The following is a 16,172-nucleotide window of genomic DNA, read 5'->3' as shown; positions in this document are numbered from 1 at the left end:
CTTGTAACCGGTTACATCTCTAGCAGACAGGCACAGACTGCATAAACGCCAGTCCCCGTTATTGCTTCGTTACTTGACGAAGGTCACGTGGGAGCGCTCTCATGGGGACCGCGTTTTCCGACCGGCCCCGCAGAACAACGGAGATCTCATGCGCCCGAAGACGAGAAACCGCTCCATTGCCGCGTTGTGTGCCGCCCTGACCGCCGCTGCCGTGCTGAGCGCGTGCGGCAGCGGCGGGGCCGGCGGCGGCAAGGTCAAGCTGAGCCTCGGCCTGTTCGGCAACTTCGGCTACACCGACCTGATCAAGGAGTACCAGGCGGCTCACCCGGACATCGAGATCACCGAGCGCACCGCGGCCTACTCCGACCACCACAAGAACCTCGCCGCGCACCTGGCCACCGGCGCCGGTGCCGCGGACGTCGAAGCCATCGACACCGGCTACGTCGCCCAGTTCAAGGCGACGCCGGACAAGTTCGTCGACCTCAACACCGTCGGCGGCGACAAGCTCAAGGACCGCTGGCTGGGCTGGAAGTGGGCGGCCTCGCTGGCCAAGGGCGGCCAGCAGATCGGCTACGGCACCGACGTCGGCGGCCTGGCCATCTGCTACCGCCGCGACATGTTCAAGGCCGCCGGGCTGCCCGAGGACCGGGCCGCCGTCGCCGCGCTCTGGCCGACCTGGCAGGCGTTCTTCGACACCGGCCGCCGGTTCCAGGCGCACGCGCCGAACGGCGTCAAGTTCATGGACGGCGGCCCGACCGTGCTCAACGCGATCGTCGGCCAGGCCCCGGTCGGCTACTACGACCAGAACGACAAGCTCGTCGTGGACAGCAACCCGGCGCTGCGGCAGGGCTGGGACCTCGTGGTCGCCGCGGTCAAGGACAACCTCTCCGCCGGTCTGCTCTACAGCACGCCTGCCTGGAACACCGGCTTCACCCAGGGCCAGTTCGCCACCGTCACCTGCCCGGCCTGGATGATGACGAAGATCAAGGACCAGGCGCCGGACACCGCGGGCAAGTGGGACGTCGCGGCCGTGCCCGGCGGGGGCGGCAACTGGGGCGGCTCGTACCTGACGGTGCCCAAGCAGGGCAAGCACACCAAGGAAGCCGCCGAGCTGGCCGCGTGGCTGACCGCGCCCGAGCAGCAGGCGAAGGTGTTCACCAGCAAGGGATTGCTGCCTTCGACGCCGTCGCTCTACGACGACCCGAAGATCACCAGCTACACCAACCCGTTCTTCTCGGGCGCTCCGGTCGGCAAGCTCTTCACCGACGCGGCGAAGAAGCTGAACCCGCAGTACCAGGGCCCGAAGGCCGGCGACGTCCAGACCGAGTTCGGCAACGCGATGCAGCGCGTCGAGCAGGGCAAGCAGGACGGCGCGGCGGCGTGGCAGCAGCTGGTCGGTGACGTCTCGAAGCTGCAGAGCTGATGGCTCCGGCGAAAACCTTCGCCGAACGGCGGCACAAGTGGGACGTCAAGCTGTCGCCGTTCGGCTTCATCAGCCCGTACTTCCTGATCTTCGGCGTCTTCGGGCTGTTCCCGCTGCTGTACACGGCGTTCGTGTCGCTGCAGAAGCGCAACCTGCTCGACGCCGACGGCGCGACGTTCATCGGGTTCGGCAACTACGAACGGCTGCTGTTCCACGACCCGTACTTCTGGAACGCGATGGGGAACACGGTCAGCCTGTGGCTGCTGACCACGATCCCGCAGATCCTCTTCGCGCTCGGCATCGCGCACCTGCTCAACCGCAGGCTGCGCGGGCGGACGCTGTTCCGGATGGGCATGATCCTGCCGAACATCACCTCGGTGGCGGCGGTGACGATCATCTTCGCGCAGCTGTTCGGCCGGGACTTCGGCCTGGTGAACTGGGTGCTGAGCTGGTTCGGGGCCGGCCAGGTCGACTGGCAGGCAGGCACCGCGACGTCGCACACGGCCATCGCGGCGATGGTGGTGTGGCGCTGGACCGGCTACCACGCGCTGATCTTCCTGGCCTCGATGCAGGCGATCCCGGCCAGCATGTACGAGGCGGCCACCCTCGACGGCGCCCGTGGGTGGCAGCAGTTCTGGCGGATCACCGTGCCGCTGCTGCGGCCGCAGATCATCTTCTCGACGGTGATCGCGACGACCGGGAACATGCGGCTGCTCGCCGAGCCGCTGCTGTTCAACCCGGGCACGGCCGCCGCCACGGGTGGTTCGGACCGGCAGTTCCAGACCGCCGCGCTCTACCTCTACGAGCAGGGCTTCACCAAGTACGACTTCGGCTACAGCTCGGCGATCGCGCTGGTGCTGGCGGTGGCCACGATGCTCGTCGCGGGCGTGTCCTACCTGGTGACCCGGCGCATCCAAACGGATTGAGGAGCGGACATGACTTCCGTGCTGACCCCGGCCGCGCCGGCGCCGCCCGCGGCCTCGCCCGGCCGGATCCGGCGCCTCGGCAGACGGGTCGCGAGCCCCTGGACCTACGCCGCGCTGATCGCGATCCTGGCCGGTTCGGCGTTCCCGGTGTACTGGTCGTTCGTCGTCTCGTCGCAGACGACGGAGGCGGTGGGCAAGGTGCCGCCGGTCCTGGTGCCCGGCGGGCACCTGTTCGAGAACATCGCCCGCGTCTTCGACGAGACGGACTTCGCGCTGGCGCTGGGGAACTCGCTCATCGTGGCGGGCACGATCACCGTGTCGGTCGTGCTGTTCTCGACGCTGGCCGGGTTCGCCTTCGCCAAGCTGCGCTTCCGCGGGCGGACGGCGCTGCTGCTCGTCGTGGTCGCCACCCAGGCGATCCCGACCGAGCTGGGGGTCGTGCCGCTGTACATGATGATGGCCGACTTCGGGTGGGCCGGGCAGCTGCAGGCGGTGATCGTGCCCGGCCTGGTCACCGCGTTCGGCGTCTTCTTCATGCGCCAGTACTTCGAGCGGGCGCTGCCGCTGGAGCTGCTGGAGGCCGGGCGGATGGACGGCTGCGGCTCGCTGCGGCTGTTCTGGCACGTCGCGCTGCCCGCGGCGCGGCCGGCCGCCGCCGTGCTCGGGCTGTTCACCTTCATGCAGGCCTGGAACGACTTCTTCTGGCCGCTGGTGGTGCTCGTGCCGGAGAACCCGACCGTCCAAACCGCACTGTCCACATTGGCCAGTGGCTACACCACCGACTACACCCTCGTGCTCACCGCCGCGACCATCGGCACCGTCCCCGTCCTGATCGTGTTCCTGCTGTTCGGCCGCCAGATCGTCGGCGGCATCATGCAGGGCGCGCTCAAGGGCTGACCTCCCGGAGCTCAAAGTGACATCCAGCTTCCCGCCCGGCTTCCGCTGGGGTGTGGCCACCTCGGCGTTCCAGATCGAGGGCGCCACCACCGCCGACGGCCGCGGACCGTCCATCTGGGACACCTTCGCGGCGGTGCCCGGCGCGGTGGCAGGCGGCGACACCGGCGAACCGGCGGCCGACCACTACCACCGCTGGCCGCAGGACCTGGCCCTGCTCGCCGGCCTCGGCGTGGACGCCTACCGGTTCTCGGTGTCGTGGCCCCGGGTCCAGCCGTCCGGCCGCGGCCGCGTCGAACGCCGGGGCCTGGACTTCTACCGCAGGCTCGTGGAAGGCCTGCGGGAGAAGGGGATCGAGCCGTTCCTGACGCTGTACCACTGGGACCTCCCGCAGGCACTGGAGGACGAAGGCGGCTGGCGGTCGCGCGACACGGCGTTGCGCTTCGCCGAGTACGCGGCGCTGGTGCACGAAGAACTCGGCGACGTCGTCGACCACTGGACGACGCTCAACGAGCCGTACCCGTGCGCGGTCGCGGGCTACGGCGAAGGACGGCACGCGCCGGGCGCGCGGGAAGGACACGGCGCCCTGGCCGCCGCCCACCACCTGCTGCTGGGCCACGGGCTGGCGGTGCGGGCGATGCGCGCGCAGGCGTCGCTGCCGCACCAGTTCGGCATCGTGCTCAACCAGTCGCCGGTGGTGCCGGTGACGTCGTCGGCGGCGGACACGGCCGCGGCGGCCCGCCAGGACACGCTGCTGCGCCGCCAGTTCACCGACCCGTTGTTCGGCGGCCGGTACGCCCCGGGCCTGACGGCGATGTTCGACGGCGTGTCGGACTTCTCGTTCCGCCACGACGACGACCTGGCGATCATCGGCGAGCGCCTGGACTACCTCGGCGTGAACTACTACTACCGCCTGCACGTCGCGGACGCGCCGTACCGCGAGCCGGACCCGGCCCTGCGCACGGCGGCCGACATCGGCGTGGACACCTCGCGCCTGCCGGACGTCCCGCGCACGGGCATGGGCTGGCCGGTGGAGCCGGAAGGCCTCACCGAAGCACTGGTGGGGCTGCACAACCGCTACCCGGGCCTGCCCCCGATGTACGTCACGGAGAACGGCTGCGTGTACCCGGACCGCAGCGGCTTCGCCGACTACGAGCGCATCACGTACCTGAGCGAGCACCTGACGGCGGCCCGCACGGCCCTCGCGGCGGGCGTGGACCTGCGGGGTTACTTCTGCTGGTCCCTGCTGGACAACTTCGAGTGGGCGCACGGGTACAAGCACCGCTTCGGCCTGGTCCACGTGGACTACACGACCCAGCAGCGCACCCCGCGGGCCAGCTACCACTGGTACCGCGACCAGATCGCCGCCCAGCGCGGCCGGTAAAGCGCGGGTCCCACGGACTCCGCCTTGCCCAGCCGGTCGTGAGTGAGAAACAGCGTTAGAACACTGTTTCTCACTCACGACAAGCCACGGCAGACCAAGACACCCGGCGCTGCTTCCCGCCTACTTCTTGTAGAGACTCTCGATCGCGTCCGCGTAGTTCTTCGACACCACGTTGCGCTTCAGCTTCAGGCTCGGCGTGATCTCGCCGCCTGCCTCGGTGAAGTCGTTGGTCAGCACGGTGAACTTCTTGATCGCCTCGGCCTTGGACACCGACTTGTTCGCCTCGTCGACCGCGGCCTGGATCTCGGCCAGCAGGTCCGGGTCCGACGCCAGGTCCGCGACGGTCGCCGACTCGGGCTTGCCGTGCTGGGACTTCCACGACGGGAAGTACTCCTCGTCCACCGTCACCAGTGCCGCGATGAACGGGCGCTGGTCGCCGACCACCATCGCCTGGCTCACCAGCGGGGACGCCTTGATCGTGTCCTCGAGGCCGGACGGGGCGACGTTCTTGCCGCCCGCGGTCACGATGATCTCCTTCTTGCGGCCGGTGATCTTGAGGAAGCCGTCGGCGTCCAGCTCGCCGAGGTCGCCGGTGTGGAACCAGCCGTCGGTCAGCGCTTCCTTCGTCGCCTGCGGGTTGTTGTAGTACGCCCGGAACACGACGTCGCCCTTGAGCAGGACCTCGCCGTCGTCGGCGATGCGGACCGACGTGCCGCTGACCGGCTTGCCGACCGTGCCGACGCGGAACGCCGTCTGCGTGTTGACGTTCGCCGCCGCCGACGTCTCGGTGAGGCCGTAGCCCTCGAACACCGGGACGCCGATGCCGCGGAAGAAGTGCGCCAGCCGGGCACCCAGCGGCGCGCCGCCGGACACCGCCGCCACGCACCGGCCGCCCAGCGCCGCGCGCAGCTTGCCGTAGACCAGCTTGTCGAACGCCAGGTGCTTGAGCTTCAGGCCCAGCCCGGCGCCGCCGGTGTCCTGCGCTTCGCTGTAGGCGACGGCCACCGCCTCGGCGGCGTCGAAGATCTTGCCCTTGCCCTCGCTGTGGGCCTTCTGCTTCGCCGAGTTGTAGACCTTCTCGAACACGCGCGGCACGGCGACGACGAACGTCGGCCGGAACGTGCCGAGGTCGGCGACCAGGTTCTTGACGTCCGGGGTGTGCCCGAGGGTGACGCGGGCGGTCAGCGCCGTCACCGCGATCGCGCGGGCCAGCACGTGCGCCAGCGGCAGGAAGCACAGCAGCGAGTTGCCCTGCTCCATCAGCTGCGGGAACGCCTCGATGTCGGCGCGGATCTCGGCCAGCAGGTTGCGGTGGGTCAGCTCGACGCCCTTGGGCCGCCCGGTGGTGCCCGAGGTGTAGACGATCGTGGCGAGGTCGTTCGCGGTCACCTCGCGGCGCCGGTCGTGCAGCTCGTCGTCGGACAGGTCGGCGCCGAGCGCGGCGAGCATCTCGACGGCGGGGGTGTCGCCCTCGATCTGCCAGGTGTTCTGCAGGTCGGTGAGCCGGTCGCGGACCTCCTCGACCGCGCGGGCGTGCGCGGTCGTCTCGACGAACACGGCCTTGGCGGCCGAGTCGGAGAGGATCCAGTGCACCTGCTCGGGGGAGGAGGTGTCGTAGATCGGGACGGTGACCGCCCCGGCGGCCCAGATCGCGAAGTCGATCAGCGTCCACTCGTAGCGCGTCTTCGACATGAGCGCGACGCGGTCACCGCGGCCGATGCCTGCCTTCGCCATGCCCTTGGCCACGGCCAGCACCTCGGCCGCGAACTCCTTGGCGGTCACGTCGAGCCAGCTGCCCTCGACCTGGCGGCGGAAGCTCACCACGTCGGAGAACCGCTCGGCGTTCGCCCAGACGACGTCGGACATGTTCTCGTCGTCGGCCACCGGCTTCCCGGCGGGAGCGCTGTATTCGCGCACGTGGACCTCCGTGTTCAACGCGTGCGGTAGGTGACACCGCTGTTACCCGCCAGTCAACTTAGCGTGGTGAGCACCTTAAGACCATGCTGATCGTCCGTGCAGAGCGAGGCCGTGACATTCTTCGCACCGTGAACGCGCCACCCGCCCTCGACATCGTCGACGAGACGTTCCTCGCGGTCCCGCCGTCCACCGTGGCCGCCGTCTTCGCCGACCCCGCCTCCTGGCCGCGCTACTGGCCGGACCTGGTCCTGCAGGTCTACACCGACCGGGGCGACAAGGGCCTGCGCTGGACCGTGCGCGGCGCCCTCGTCGGTACGATGGAGGTCTGGCTCGAGCCGGTGCTCGACGGCACCCTGCTGCACTACTTCCTGCGGGCGACGCCCGCGGACGCGGCGGGGACGCCGCGGGCGCTGGCGCCGCGCAAGCTGCGCCGGGAGTTCGACCGGCGGGCGCGGGCGGCGAAGGCGATCGCCCTCGGGCTCAAGGAGATCCTGGAGGACGGGCGCGAGCCCGGCGTGCCTCCGCGGGGCGAGGGCTAAGGGGACCAGGGGTGCGGGTACACGTCGTCTCGGACGTGCACGGCAACGCCGACGCGCTGAAGCGGGCGGGGGACGGGGCCGACGCCCTGGTCGTGCTGGGCGACCTGATCGACTTCGTCGACTACCGCGACCACGACAAGGGCATCATGGGCGCCCTGTTCGGCGGGGAGAAGGTCGGCGAGTTCGCGCGGCTGCGCCGCGAGGGCACCCGTGACGAAACCGTTGCCTACTCGCGCACGCTCTGGGCGAGCCTCGACGACCCGGCCGCCGCGGTCGACGAGGCCATCCACGCCCAGTACGAGACGCTCTTCGCGGCGATGACCGCGCCCACGTACGCCACCCCCGGCAACGTCGACACCCCGGCGCTGTGGCCCGAGTTCGCCGGCGAGGGCATCGAAATCCTCGACGGCGCCGTGGCCGAGATCGGTGGCCTGCGGTTCGGGTTCGTCGGCGGCGCGCTGCTGCCCGACGGCGTCGTCCCGCGGCCCCGCAAGGGCGCCGCCTGGCGCCCCTACCTGCGGGAGCGCGCGGACTACGAGCGCAGCGTCGCCGCGCTCACCGACGTCGACGTGCTCTGCACGCACGCCCCGCCCGCGCTGCCCGAGCTGACCTACGACGTCGTGGCCCGCCGCAGCGAGCTGGGCTCGGCGGCCCTGCTGGAGCTGATCCGCACGCAGCGGCCGCGCTGGTCGGTGTTCGGGCACGTGCACCAGCCCCTCGCCCCGCGCGCCCGGGTCGGCCTGACCGAGTGCCGTAACGTGGGTCACTTCAAGGAGACCGGGCAGCCCTACGTGCTGCGCTGGTGACCAACCGCGGCGGCTACGCTTCGACCCATGGCCGAGCAGTCCACACAGTCCATCGAGGTCGACGCCGAGCCCAGCCGGGTGATGGCCGTGATCGCCGACTTCCCCGCCTACCCGGAATGGGCCAAGGCCGTCCGGCAGACCGAGGTCCTCGAAACCGGTGGTGACGGGCGGGCCAGGCAGGTCAAGCTCACCCTCGACGCGGGCCCGATCAAGGACGTCTACACCCTCGAATACGACTGGGACGAAGACGGCCTCGGCGTCAGCTGGCACCTGGTCAAGGGCCAGATGCAGAAGGCGCAGAACGGCCGGTACGCGCTGGAGGACCTCGGCGGCCGGACGCGGGTCACCTACACGCTGTCGGTCGAGCTGGCGCTGCCGATGATCGGGCTGCTGCGCCGCAAGGCCGAGAAGATGGTCATGGACACCGCGCTGAAGGAGCTCAAGAAGCGGGCCGAGGCCTAGCGTGCGGATCCTGCTGTTCACCGGCAAGGGGGGTGTCGGGAAGACCACGCTGGCCGCGGCCACCGGCGCCGCCCTCGCCGCCCGCGGCAGGAAGACCCTGGTCGTCTCGACCGACCCGGCGCACTCGCTCGCCGACGCCTACGGCCGCGCCCTCGGCGCCGAGCCGTCCGAAGTGGACACCCTCCTCTCCGCGGGGCAGATCGACTCGCGCACCCTGGTCGACAGCAGCTGGCACCGGCTGCGGGCCGAGCTGCAGCAAACGCTGTCCGGCGCGGGCCTGGACACATTGGACGCCGAAGAGCTGACCGTGCTGCCGGGCGTCGACGAGCTGCTCGCCCTCACCGAGGTCCGCCGCCTGGCCGAGGACGGCCCGTGGGAGACCGTCGTCGTCGACTGCGGGCCGACGGCCGAGACACTGCGGCTGCTGGCGCTGCCCGAAGCCGTCGCCGGCTATCTGAGCCGGGTGTTCGGCCGCCGCGTCACCGATTCCGTGCGCAAGCTCGGCACCCACCTCGACGGCCTGCGCGCGCTGCTGACCGAGCCGTCGGTGACCACGGTCCGGCTGGTCCTGACGCCCGAGCGGGTCGTCGTCGCCGAGGCGCGGCGCACCCTCAGTTCCCTGGCCCTGCGCGGCATCGCCGTCGACGGCCTGATCGCCAACCGGCTGATGCCCGCGCCCGGGTTCTGGCGCGGCGGCGCGGCGACGTGGCTGCGGACGCGCCGCGCGCAGCAGGACGCCGTGCTCGCCGAGCTGGCCGCGGCCGGGATCGCGCCGGTCGCGCGGGTCGAGCACCGGGCCGCCGAGCCGGTCGGGCTGCCCGCGCTGCTGGAGATCGCCGCCGAGCTGTACCGCGGCGAAGACCCCCTGGACGGCAACGGCACCCCGGTCACCCCGCTGCTGCGGGTGCGGCCCGCCACCGGCGGGTACACGCTGCGCATCGCGATCCCGCTCGCGCGGGACGCCGAGGTCGACCTCGCCCGCGTCGACGACGACCTGGCGATCACCGTGGACGGCTTCCGCAGGCTGATCGCCCTGCCGGAGTCGCTGCGGGCGTGCCGGATCACCGGCGCGGAATCCGACGCCGACGGCCTGCTGGTGAGCCTGGCCGGGAACCGGGGACGCGGGTGAGCGAAGAGGAACACGGGCCGCGCCTGGCGGAGGAGATCCGGCTGCTGGCCGAGCTGGTCGCGGAGAAGGCGGCGCCGTGGCTCGAAGGCGTCGTCGCGGCAGGCCACGGCAGCACGGAAGAGCCCCGGCAGGATGGCTCGGCGTGCGGCTGGTGCCCCCTGTGTGCGATCGTCGCCGTGGTGCGGGGTGAACGTCCCGAGCTGGTGACGCGGCTGGTCGAGCAGCTGGCGCAGCTGGTCGCCCTGCTGCGCGCGGTGCTCGCCGACCGCTGGGAGCCGGACGAGGGCGTGCACATGCCAGGGTTCCGGCCGGCACCGCGGCCGGACCGGCCGCGCGAGTCGCCGCGGGTGCAGCACATCACCGTCCGCCGGCGCGACGAGTGGGAGAGCTGAGTGCGGACGATAGGGGTGGACGTCGGCGGGACGAGCATCCGCGCGGGCGTGGTGGACGAGCGCGGCTCCCTGCTCGACACGGCACGCGTCGCGACACCGACCGAGGAGGGCGCCCTCGAGGACGCCATCGCGGGCGTGGTCGAGGATCTCCGCAACCGCCACGACGTGGCCGGGGTGGGCCTGGCGGTGGCGGGTTTCGTGGCCCGCGACCGCCGCTCGGTGATGTTCGCCCCCCACCTGGCCTGGCGCGGCGCCCCGGTGGCGGACCGCATCGAGAAGCGCGTGGGCCTGCCGGTCCTGCTGGAACACGACGTCAATTCGGCCATCGTGGGCGAGCACCGCTTCGGCGCGGCCCGCGGCGCCCAGGTGGCGGCCCTGGTGGCACTGGGCACGGGCATCGGCGCAGGCCTGCTGCTGGACGGAAAGCTGTACCGCGGAGCGTACGGAGTGGCCCCCGAGCTGGGCCACCTGACGGTGGTCCGCGGCGGCCGGCCGTGTCCGTGCGGCAAGTACGGCTGCTGGGAGCGCTACTGCAGCGGAACGGCCTTGGCGGCGACGGCGGTGGAGCTGCTGGCCCGCCACCCGGGCCGCTCGACGGTCCTGGCCCCCCAGGTGGCAGGCGACCCGGGCTCGGTGACGGGCAGGCGAGTGGCCGGAGCGGCCCGCGACGGCGACCCGATCGCCCAGCTGGCGATGGCCGAGCTGGCCAAGTGGCTCGGCGAGGGCCTGGCCCTGGTGGCGGACGTGTTCGACCCGGAGATCATCGTGATCGGCGGAGGGGTGTCGGAGTCGGCCCCGCTGTTCCTGGACGAAGCCCGCGAACACTACGCGGGCGCGATCACGGGAGCCAGGCACCGCCCGCTGGCCCGCATCAGGACGGCCCACCTGGGCGACGACACGGCGATCGTGGGCGCGGCTGCCCTGGCCCTGGAGGCGGCAAAGGCCCCGGTCTGACCCCGGCCCCAACGCGCCGGACCGGTCAGGCCAGGGGAAAGCTCGCCGAGGGAACGAGCCCTTCGGCGAACTCGCGGAACGTCGGGGCCAGCGCCAGCTCGGTGCCGAAGTCCGCGTCGAACCACGTCACCGCCGGGACCGGCGACCGGCGGTAGTCGAGGCCGATCCACGTGGGCCCGTCGCCCGACAGCAGCACGAGCCGCTCCGGCAGGTCCCACTCGCCGATCAGGTAGGCCGAGTCGAGCAGCGAAGCGATTCCGTTGAGCAGCTCGAACGGGACATGTGTCTCGCTCCACGACGTCGGCTCGCGTGTCGGGAAGGCGTCGCAGTGCGCGGCGACGGTTCCGCCGTCCCGCAGGCGCAGCAGCTCGGCCAGCTCCGCGGGCAACCGCACTCCCAGCTCCCGCTCGGCGGCGGCGAGCGTGTCGTCCGTCGCGGCTTCGCCGGGTCCGTCCTCCCAGAACGTGGGCTTGAGCCGGTCGAAGCGGGTCATGCCGCCCAGCGTAGGACTGTGCCAGGCTGGACGGGTGAGTTCCCTGTCCGCGAGCGTGTTCGTCCGCTGTTCCTGCGGACGGCTGCACTGGGGCCGCTACGGTGCCGCCGGGTTGCTGCTCGTCGATCCCGCGCGCGGGGTGCTGCTGCAGCGCCGCGCCTGGTGGGTGCATCACGGCCGGACCTGGGCGCTGCCCGGTGGGGCCATCGAAGCCGGGGAGACCGCCGTCACCGCCGCTGCCCGGGAGGCCTTCGAAGAGGCCTCCGTGCCCGCCGAGGCCTTCCGGACCGTCTCGGCCTCCGTGGTGGATCATGGGGACTGGAGCTACACCACCGTGCTCGCCGTCGCCGAGGGCGCCGAGGCGCGGGTGGCCAACACCGAAAGTGCGGAGGTGCGCTGGGTGGATCCCGACGACGTCCCCGGCTACCCGCTGCACCGCGACTTCGCCGCCGCCTGGCCGGACCTGCGGCAACGCGTCGGGCAGGAGCTGGTCCTGGTCGTCGACGCCGCCAACGTCGTCGGCTCGCGGCCGGACGGCTGGTGGCGTGACCGGCACGGGGCCGCCGAACGCCTGCGCGACCAGCTCGCCAAGCTGCCCGCCGCCGGACTGGCCGATCCGGACGACCCCGCGCTGACCTGGTGGCCGCGCGTGATCCTCGTCGTCGAAGGGCAGGCCAAGCACGTCCAGGCCGTGCCCGGGGTCGAGGTCGTCGCCGCCGACAGCGACGGGGACTCGAAGATCGTCGAGGTCGTGGCGCGGCAGCAGGCCCGGATTCTCGTCGCGACAGCCGACCGGGAGCTGAAACGGCGGGTCGAAGCACTCGGCGCGTCGATCCTCGGCCCCGGCACGCTGCGGACCCGGCTGGACCGGCTCTAGTCGCGGGCGATCCCGTCGCGCATCTCGGCGACCAGCGACGCCATCACGGCCTTGAGGCTGCCCTTGTGCCGCTCGGCCACCGCCCGCTGCCGCTGGTAGCTCGGCCCGTACCGCAGGATCGTCTCGACGTCGCGCAGCTCCGCCACGCAGTCCAGGCGCCGCGCCACCGGCTCCAGCCGGTCGAGCAGGTCCACGATGTCGTCGGTGACCAGCCGCTCGTGCCCGGCCGCGTCCAGGATGACGATCGCGTCGGTGCCGTAGCGGGCCGCGCGCCACTTGTTCTCCTGGACGTGCCACGGCGGCAGCGACGGCAGGATCTCGCCGTCGTCGAGGCGCTCGCTGAAGTCGTCGACCAGGCACTGCGTCAGCGCCGCGATCGCGCCGACCTCCTCCAGCGTCGGCAGCCCGTCGCAGACGCGCATCTCGATCGTGCCCAGCTTCGGCGACGGCCGGATGTCCCAGCGGATCTCCGAAAAGTGGTCGATGACGCCGGTGGTGAACATGTCCTCGACGTAGCTTTCCAGCTCCGCCCACTTCCGGAACTGGAACGGCAGCCCGGCCGTCGGCAGCTGCTGGAACATCAGCGCCCGGTTCGACGCGTACCCGGTGTCCTCGGCGCCCCAGTACGGCGACGACGCCGACAACGCCTGCAGGTGCGGCGCGTAGTTCAGCAGCGCGTCGAGGATCGGCAGCACCTTGTCGCGGTGGTCGATGCCGACGTGGATGTGGACGCCGTAGATCAGCATCTGCCGTCCCCACCACTGGGTCCGGTCGATCAGCTTGGCGTAGCGCTCCTTGTCGGTGACCTTCTGCTGGTACCAGTTCGAGAACGGGTGCGTCCCGGCCGAGAACATCTCCACGCCCAGCGGGTCGGCGACGCGGTGCACGACGTCGAGCGAGTCGTTCAGGTCGGCCTTGATCTCGGCGATCGTATCGCAGACGCCGGTGATGATCTCGATGGTGTTGAGCAGCAGCTCCTGCTTGATCTTCGGGTGCTCGGCCTGCCCGTCCGGGCGGACCGCCTCGAGGATCCGCTCGGCCACCGAGGACAGCTCGCCGCTGCGCCGGTCGACCAGGCCCAGCTCCCATTCCGCGCCGACGGTCGATCGCCGCGAAGGGCTGAACTCGATGTGCATCGCCGTCGGCGGATCAGACCTGGGCGCCGTTGCTGGGGTCCGCGCCGGGCGGCGGCCCCTGCCGGACGCGGAGCAGCAGCAGGGCGATCGACGTCGCCAGCGCGAGGATGCCCAGCGGCGTCGCCACCGTCGGGCCCACGCCGATCGCGCCGGGCAGGATCAGCAGGAACAGCCCGGCCAGGAACAGCAGCAGGATGAGGAACGCGCCCAGCCTCGGCCGGGGCAGCGGCGGCGGCTCCGGCGGGACGTAGTGCTCGTCGTCGCCGGCGGGGTCGTCGGAGAACATCGTCGTGTCCCACGACGTGCCCCCGGACCGCCAGCCCGGCTCCGGCGGGGTGTCCACCGGCGGCGGCTCGGGCGCCCGCTCCGGCGTCTTCCGCGACTCGCTCTCGGCGACGTCCTCCTCGGGCAGCCCGAACCCGCCTGCCCGCAGGTCGGCGACGATCTCGGCGAACGTCGCGTCGACGTCCTCCGGCCCGTCCTTCCCCCGGCTCATGCGGTCTCCTCGGGTTGTCCGGCGTGCGCCTTCGCGAACTCCACGCTGCGCGTGAAGATCACCTCCGCGTCGTTGTCCTGCGTCGCCACGTGGTAACTGTTCTCCAGCACCACCTCGGTGACGTCGGTGCTCGAAACGCCACGGAGCACCAGCTGGGAGTTGACCGGCTCGACGACGTGGTCGACCGACGAGTGCAGCAGCAGCACCGGCTGGGTCACCTTCGCCAGGTCCGCGCGCACGATCGCCCACAGCCGCGCCAGGCTCGCCGCCGCGCGCACCGGCGTCCGCGGGTAGGCCAGCTCGGTCTCGCCCGGCTTCTTGATGTCGTTCGCGATCGCCGGCACCGACGGGACCACCCGGCCCAGCACCGGCAGCAGCCGCGTGTCCCACTTCAGCCGCGTCACCGACGGGTTGACCAGGACGATCCCGGCGATCCGGTCGCCGAACTCCTCGGCGAGGCGCAGGGTGAGCGTGCCGCCCATGGACAGGCCGCCGACGAACACGGTCCGGCACGTCGCCAGCAGCGCGAGCAGCGCCTCGCGGACGGCGCCGTACCAGTCCTCCCACGTCGTGCGGTTGAGGTCCTGCCAGCGGGTGCCGTGGCCCGGCAGCAGCGGGCAGCGCACCGTGAACCCGGCCCCGGCCAGGTGGTCACCCCAGGCCCGCATGCTCGCCGGGGTGCCGGTGAACCCGTGGCAGAGCAGGAACCCGGTTTCGGCCGAACCGGTGTGGCCGAACGGTTCCGCGCCGGCGAGCACGCCCATGCGATCGCCTTCCGTGTGAGCGGTGCAGTCCCTCCATGCTCTCACGCCCGGCGAGCGTTGTGGGGCTCCGCCCGGGCCCGGAATTCGCTGTGAGTTCGATCGCTGCCACGTGGTAACCGGGTGGTCTCCGTTGTGCCGCGGGTGCCGGGGTTCGTAGGCTGTCCGACGCGGGTGGTCAGGGGATTGAGCTGCGATGGAGGACTGAGGCACCGGTGCTGTACTGGCTCATGAAGTGGGTGTTCCTCGGACCGCTGCTCAAGGCGCTCTGGCCGACCAAGGTCGTCGGCGCCGAGAACATCCCCGAGACCGGTGGCGCGATCCTGGCGGGCAACCACCTGGCGGTCGCGGACTCGTTCTTCATGCCGCTGCGGGTCAAGCGCAAGGTCACCTTCCCGGCCAAGTCCGAGTACTTCACCGAGCCCGGCTTCAAGGGCACGCTCAAGAAGTGGTTCTTCACCGGCGTCGGCCAGTTCCCGATCGACCGCTCCGGCGGCAACGCCGCGCAGGCCGCGCTCGACACGGCGATCCGGCTGGTGAAGTCCGGGCACCTGCTCGGCATCTACCCCGAGGGCACCCGCTCCCCGGACGGCAGGCTGTACAAGGGCAAGACGGGCGTCGCCCGCATCGCGCTGGAGTCCGGCGGCGTGGTGATCCCGGTGGCGATGATCGGCACCGACAAGGTCAACCCCATCGGCTCGAAGATGTGGTGGCCGCGCCGCCTCGAGGTCCGCTTCGGCAAGCCGCTGGACTTCTCCCGCTACGAAGGACTGGCGGGCGACCGGTTCATCGAGCGGTCGATCACCGACGAGATCATGTACGCGCTGATGGAGCTGTCGGGCCAGGAGTACGTCGACATCTACGCGGCGAAGGCCAAGGAGCTGATGGCGGCCGAGGCGGCAGGCGTCAAGCCGGAGGTCCCGTCCCAGCCGGCGGCCCGCGACGCGGCCCGGGTACCGGATTCGAAGGTCGGCTGACTTCTACTAGTGTTCACCGGTGCGGTTTTTCTACGACACCGAATTCATCGAGGACGGCGTGACGATCGATCTGGTGTCGATCGGTGTCGTTGACGAGCGCGGCCGCGAGTTCTACGCGGTCTCGACGGAGTTCGACCCGGCACGCGCGGGAGCATGGGTCCGCGACAACGTGCTGGACAAGCTGCCCTCACCCGCGGACCCGGCGTGGCGAAGCCGCGAGAAGATCCGCAACGACCTCCTGGAGTTCTTCGGCAAGCCCCCGGGCGGCATCGAGCTGTGGGCCTGGTTCGCGGCGTACGACCACGTGGCACTGGCCCAGCTGTGGGGCCCGATGCCGGCGTTGCCACGCCAGCTGCCCCGCTTCACGCGCGACCTGCGCCAGCGCTGGGAGGACGCGGGCAAGCCAAAGCTCCCGGCGGCCCCGACCGACCAGCACGACGCCCTGGCCGACGCCCGGCACAACCTGGCTCGGTGGGAAGTGATCGAGGAGTACTTCCGGCGCCGCTGAGCCCCGGGTGTCTTGAATGACTCATTCAGGACCTCCGAAGACCTGAATGAGTCATTCAAGACACCACAGCGGCGCGACCACCCGGCCCCGGCAGCTCG

The 16,172-nt window shown here is 71.3% G+C and carries 18 protein-coding genes; 13 read left to right on the top strand and 5 right to left on the bottom strand.

Features of this window, described 5'->3' with window-relative positions; all coding sequences use genetic code 11:
- The first annotated feature begins 148 nt into the window (after positions 1–148).
- The 4 genes from ABJI51_RS36245 to ABJI51_RS36230 are packed head-to-tail and all read left to right on the top strand — an operon-like array spanning position 149 to position 4,627.
- A complete protein-coding gene (locus ABJI51_RS36245; RefSeq protein WP_348955626.1) occupies positions 149–1,423 on the top strand; it encodes an ABC transporter substrate-binding protein in 1,275 nt (424 codons plus the stop codon).
- Positions 1,423–2,349, top strand: coding sequence for a carbohydrate ABC transporter permease (locus tag ABJI51_RS36240; RefSeq protein WP_348955625.1), 927 nt, complete (start codon positions 1,423–1,425; stop codon positions 2,347–2,349). Before ABJI51_RS36245 ends, ABJI51_RS36240 begins: the two co-directional genes overlap by 1 nt.
- A gap of 9 nt (positions 2,350–2,358) precedes the next feature.
- Positions 2,359–3,246, top strand: coding sequence for a carbohydrate ABC transporter permease (locus tag ABJI51_RS36235; RefSeq protein WP_348955624.1), 888 nt, complete (start codon positions 2,359–2,361; stop codon positions 3,244–3,246).
- Between the two features lie 16 nt (positions 3,247–3,262).
- Positions 3,263–4,627 carry a GH1 family beta-glucosidase gene (locus ABJI51_RS36230; RefSeq protein ID WP_348955622.1) on the top strand — a complete coding sequence of 455 codons (1,365 nt, stop codon included), beginning with the start codon at positions 3,263–3,265 and terminating at the stop codon, positions 4,625–4,627.
- A gap of 120 nt (positions 4,628–4,747) precedes the next feature.
- On the opposite strand, the gene ABJI51_RS36225 is transcribed toward ABJI51_RS36230, so the two are convergent.
- Positions 4,748–6,544 carry an AMP-dependent synthetase/ligase gene (locus tag ABJI51_RS36225; RefSeq protein ID WP_348955621.1) on the bottom strand — a complete coding sequence of 599 codons (1,797 nt, stop codon included), beginning with the start codon at positions 6,542–6,544 and terminating at the stop codon, positions 4,748–4,750.
- A 128-nt stretch (positions 6,545–6,672) separates the two neighbouring features.
- Between ABJI51_RS36225 and ABJI51_RS36220 the strand changes: the two genes are divergently transcribed.
- Genes ABJI51_RS36220 through ABJI51_RS36195 form a run of 6 tightly spaced genes read left to right on the top strand, consistent with a single transcriptional unit; the run spans position 6,673 to position 10,826 of the window.
- Complete coding sequence (locus ABJI51_RS36220; RefSeq protein WP_348955620.1) at positions 6,673–7,083, top strand: polyketide cyclase / dehydrase and lipid transport; 411 nt, start codon at positions 6,673–6,675, stop codon at positions 7,081–7,083.
- Positions 7,084–7,094: 11 nt separating this feature from the next.
- A complete protein-coding gene (locus tag ABJI51_RS36215) occupies positions 7,095–7,889 on the top strand; it encodes a metallophosphoesterase family protein (protein WP_348955619.1) in 795 nt (264 codons plus the stop codon).
- 27 nt (positions 7,890–7,916) lie between these two features.
- Positions 7,917–8,351, top strand: a complete 435-nt coding sequence (locus ABJI51_RS36210; protein ID WP_348955618.1) for an SRPBCC family protein — start codon at positions 7,917–7,919, stop codon at positions 8,349–8,351.
- 1 nt (position 8,352) lies between these two features.
- On the top strand, positions 8,353–9,480 hold the full coding sequence (locus ABJI51_RS36205) for an ArsA family ATPase (protein ID WP_348955617.1): 1,128 nt from the start codon (positions 8,353–8,355) through the stop codon (positions 9,478–9,480).
- Complete coding sequence (locus ABJI51_RS36200) at positions 9,477–9,872, top strand: hypothetical protein (protein WP_348955616.1); 396 nt, start codon at positions 9,477–9,479, stop codon at positions 9,870–9,872. The genes ABJI51_RS36205 and ABJI51_RS36200 overlap by 4 nt, the downstream gene beginning before the upstream one ends.
- A 15-nt stretch (positions 9,873–9,887) precedes the next feature.
- Entirely contained in the window at positions 9,888–10,826 is a 939-nt protein-coding gene (locus ABJI51_RS36195; RefSeq protein WP_348955883.1) for an ROK family protein, read from the top strand.
- Positions 10,827–10,851: 25 nt separating this feature from the next.
- Here the strand turns inward: ABJI51_RS36195 and ABJI51_RS36190 are convergent, their stop codons facing one another.
- Entirely contained in the window at positions 10,852–11,319 is a 468-nt protein-coding gene (locus ABJI51_RS36190; protein ID WP_348955615.1) for an SMI1/KNR4 family protein, read from the bottom strand.
- 34 nt (positions 11,320–11,353) lie between these two features.
- Between ABJI51_RS36190 and ABJI51_RS36185 the strand changes: the two genes are divergently transcribed.
- Positions 11,354–12,196 carry an NUDIX domain-containing protein gene (locus ABJI51_RS36185; protein ID WP_348955614.1) on the top strand — a complete coding sequence of 281 codons (843 nt, stop codon included), beginning with the start codon at positions 11,354–11,356 and terminating at the stop codon, positions 12,194–12,196.
- On the opposite strand, the gene ABJI51_RS36180 is transcribed toward ABJI51_RS36185, so the two are convergent.
- Genes ABJI51_RS36180 through ABJI51_RS36170 form a run of 3 tightly spaced genes read right to left on the bottom strand, consistent with a single transcriptional unit; the run spans position 12,193 to position 14,592 of the window.
- Positions 12,193–13,332, bottom strand: a complete 1,140-nt coding sequence (locus tag ABJI51_RS36180; RefSeq protein ID WP_348955613.1) for a glutamate--cysteine ligase — start codon at positions 13,330–13,332, stop codon at positions 12,193–12,195. The two genes, ABJI51_RS36185 and ABJI51_RS36180, sit on opposite strands and share 4 nt — an antisense overlap.
- 13 nt (positions 13,333–13,345) lie before the next feature.
- Positions 13,346–13,828 (bottom strand): hypothetical protein, encoded by a 483-nt coding sequence (locus ABJI51_RS36175; protein ID WP_348955612.1) that lies wholly within the window; start codon positions 13,826–13,828, stop codon positions 13,346–13,348.
- Positions 13,825–14,592 (bottom strand): alpha/beta hydrolase, encoded by a 768-nt coding sequence (locus tag ABJI51_RS36170; RefSeq protein ID WP_348955611.1) that lies wholly within the window; start codon positions 14,590–14,592, stop codon positions 13,825–13,827. Before ABJI51_RS36170 ends, ABJI51_RS36175 begins: the two co-directional genes overlap by 4 nt.
- Positions 14,593–14,804: 212 nt before the next feature.
- On the opposite strand from ABJI51_RS36170, the gene ABJI51_RS36165 reads away from it, so the two are divergent.
- Positions 14,805–15,566 carry a lysophospholipid acyltransferase family protein gene (locus ABJI51_RS36165; protein ID WP_348955610.1) on the top strand — a complete coding sequence of 254 codons (762 nt, stop codon included), beginning with the start codon at positions 14,805–14,807 and terminating at the stop codon, positions 15,564–15,566.
- Positions 15,567–15,585: 19 nt separating this feature from the next.
- Positions 15,586–16,074, top strand: a complete 489-nt coding sequence (locus tag ABJI51_RS36160) for a polyadenylate-specific 3'-exoribonuclease AS (protein WP_348955609.1) — start codon at positions 15,586–15,588, stop codon at positions 16,072–16,074.
- The last annotated feature ends 98 nt before the right edge of the window (positions 16,075–16,172 follow it).

The sequence above is a fragment of the Amycolatopsis melonis genome (assembly GCF_040064235.1).
Taxonomy (GTDB): domain Bacteria; phylum Actinomycetota; class Actinomycetes; order Mycobacteriales; family Pseudonocardiaceae; genus Amycolatopsis; species Amycolatopsis melonis.
The sequence above is the reverse complement of the archived record's forward strand: the minus strand, read 5'-3'. Positions and strand labels throughout refer to the sequence as shown.

Coding starts and splice junctions, on each gene's coding strand:
- ABJI51_RS36245 (WP_348955626.1), top strand. CDS start 149: ATGCGCCCGAAGACGAGAAACCGCTCCATTGCCGCGTTGTGTGCCGCC.
- ABJI51_RS36240 (WP_348955625.1), top strand. CDS start 1,423: ATGGCTCCGGCGAAAACCTTCGCCGAACGGCGGCACAAGTGGGACGTC.
- ABJI51_RS36235 (WP_348955624.1), top strand. CDS start 2,359: ATGACTTCCGTGCTGACCCCGGCCGCGCCGGCGCCGCCCGCGGCCTCG.
- ABJI51_RS36210 (WP_348955618.1), top strand. CDS start 7,917: ATGGCCGAGCAGTCCACACAGTCCATCGAGGTCGACGCCGAGCCCAGC.
- ABJI51_RS36190 (WP_348955615.1), bottom strand. CDS start 11,319: ATGACCCGCTTCGACCGGCTCAAGCCCACGTTCTGGGAGGACGGACCC.
- ABJI51_RS36180 (WP_348955613.1), bottom strand. CDS start 13,332: ATGCACATCGAGTTCAGCCCTTCGCGGCGATCGACCGTCGGCGCGGAA.
- ABJI51_RS36175 (WP_348955612.1), bottom strand. CDS start 13,828: ATGAGCCGGGGGAAGGACGGGCCGGAGGACGTCGACGCGACGTTCGCC.
- ABJI51_RS36170 (WP_348955611.1), bottom strand. CDS start 14,592: ATGGGCGTGCTCGCCGGCGCGGAACCGTTCGGCCACACCGGTTCGGCC.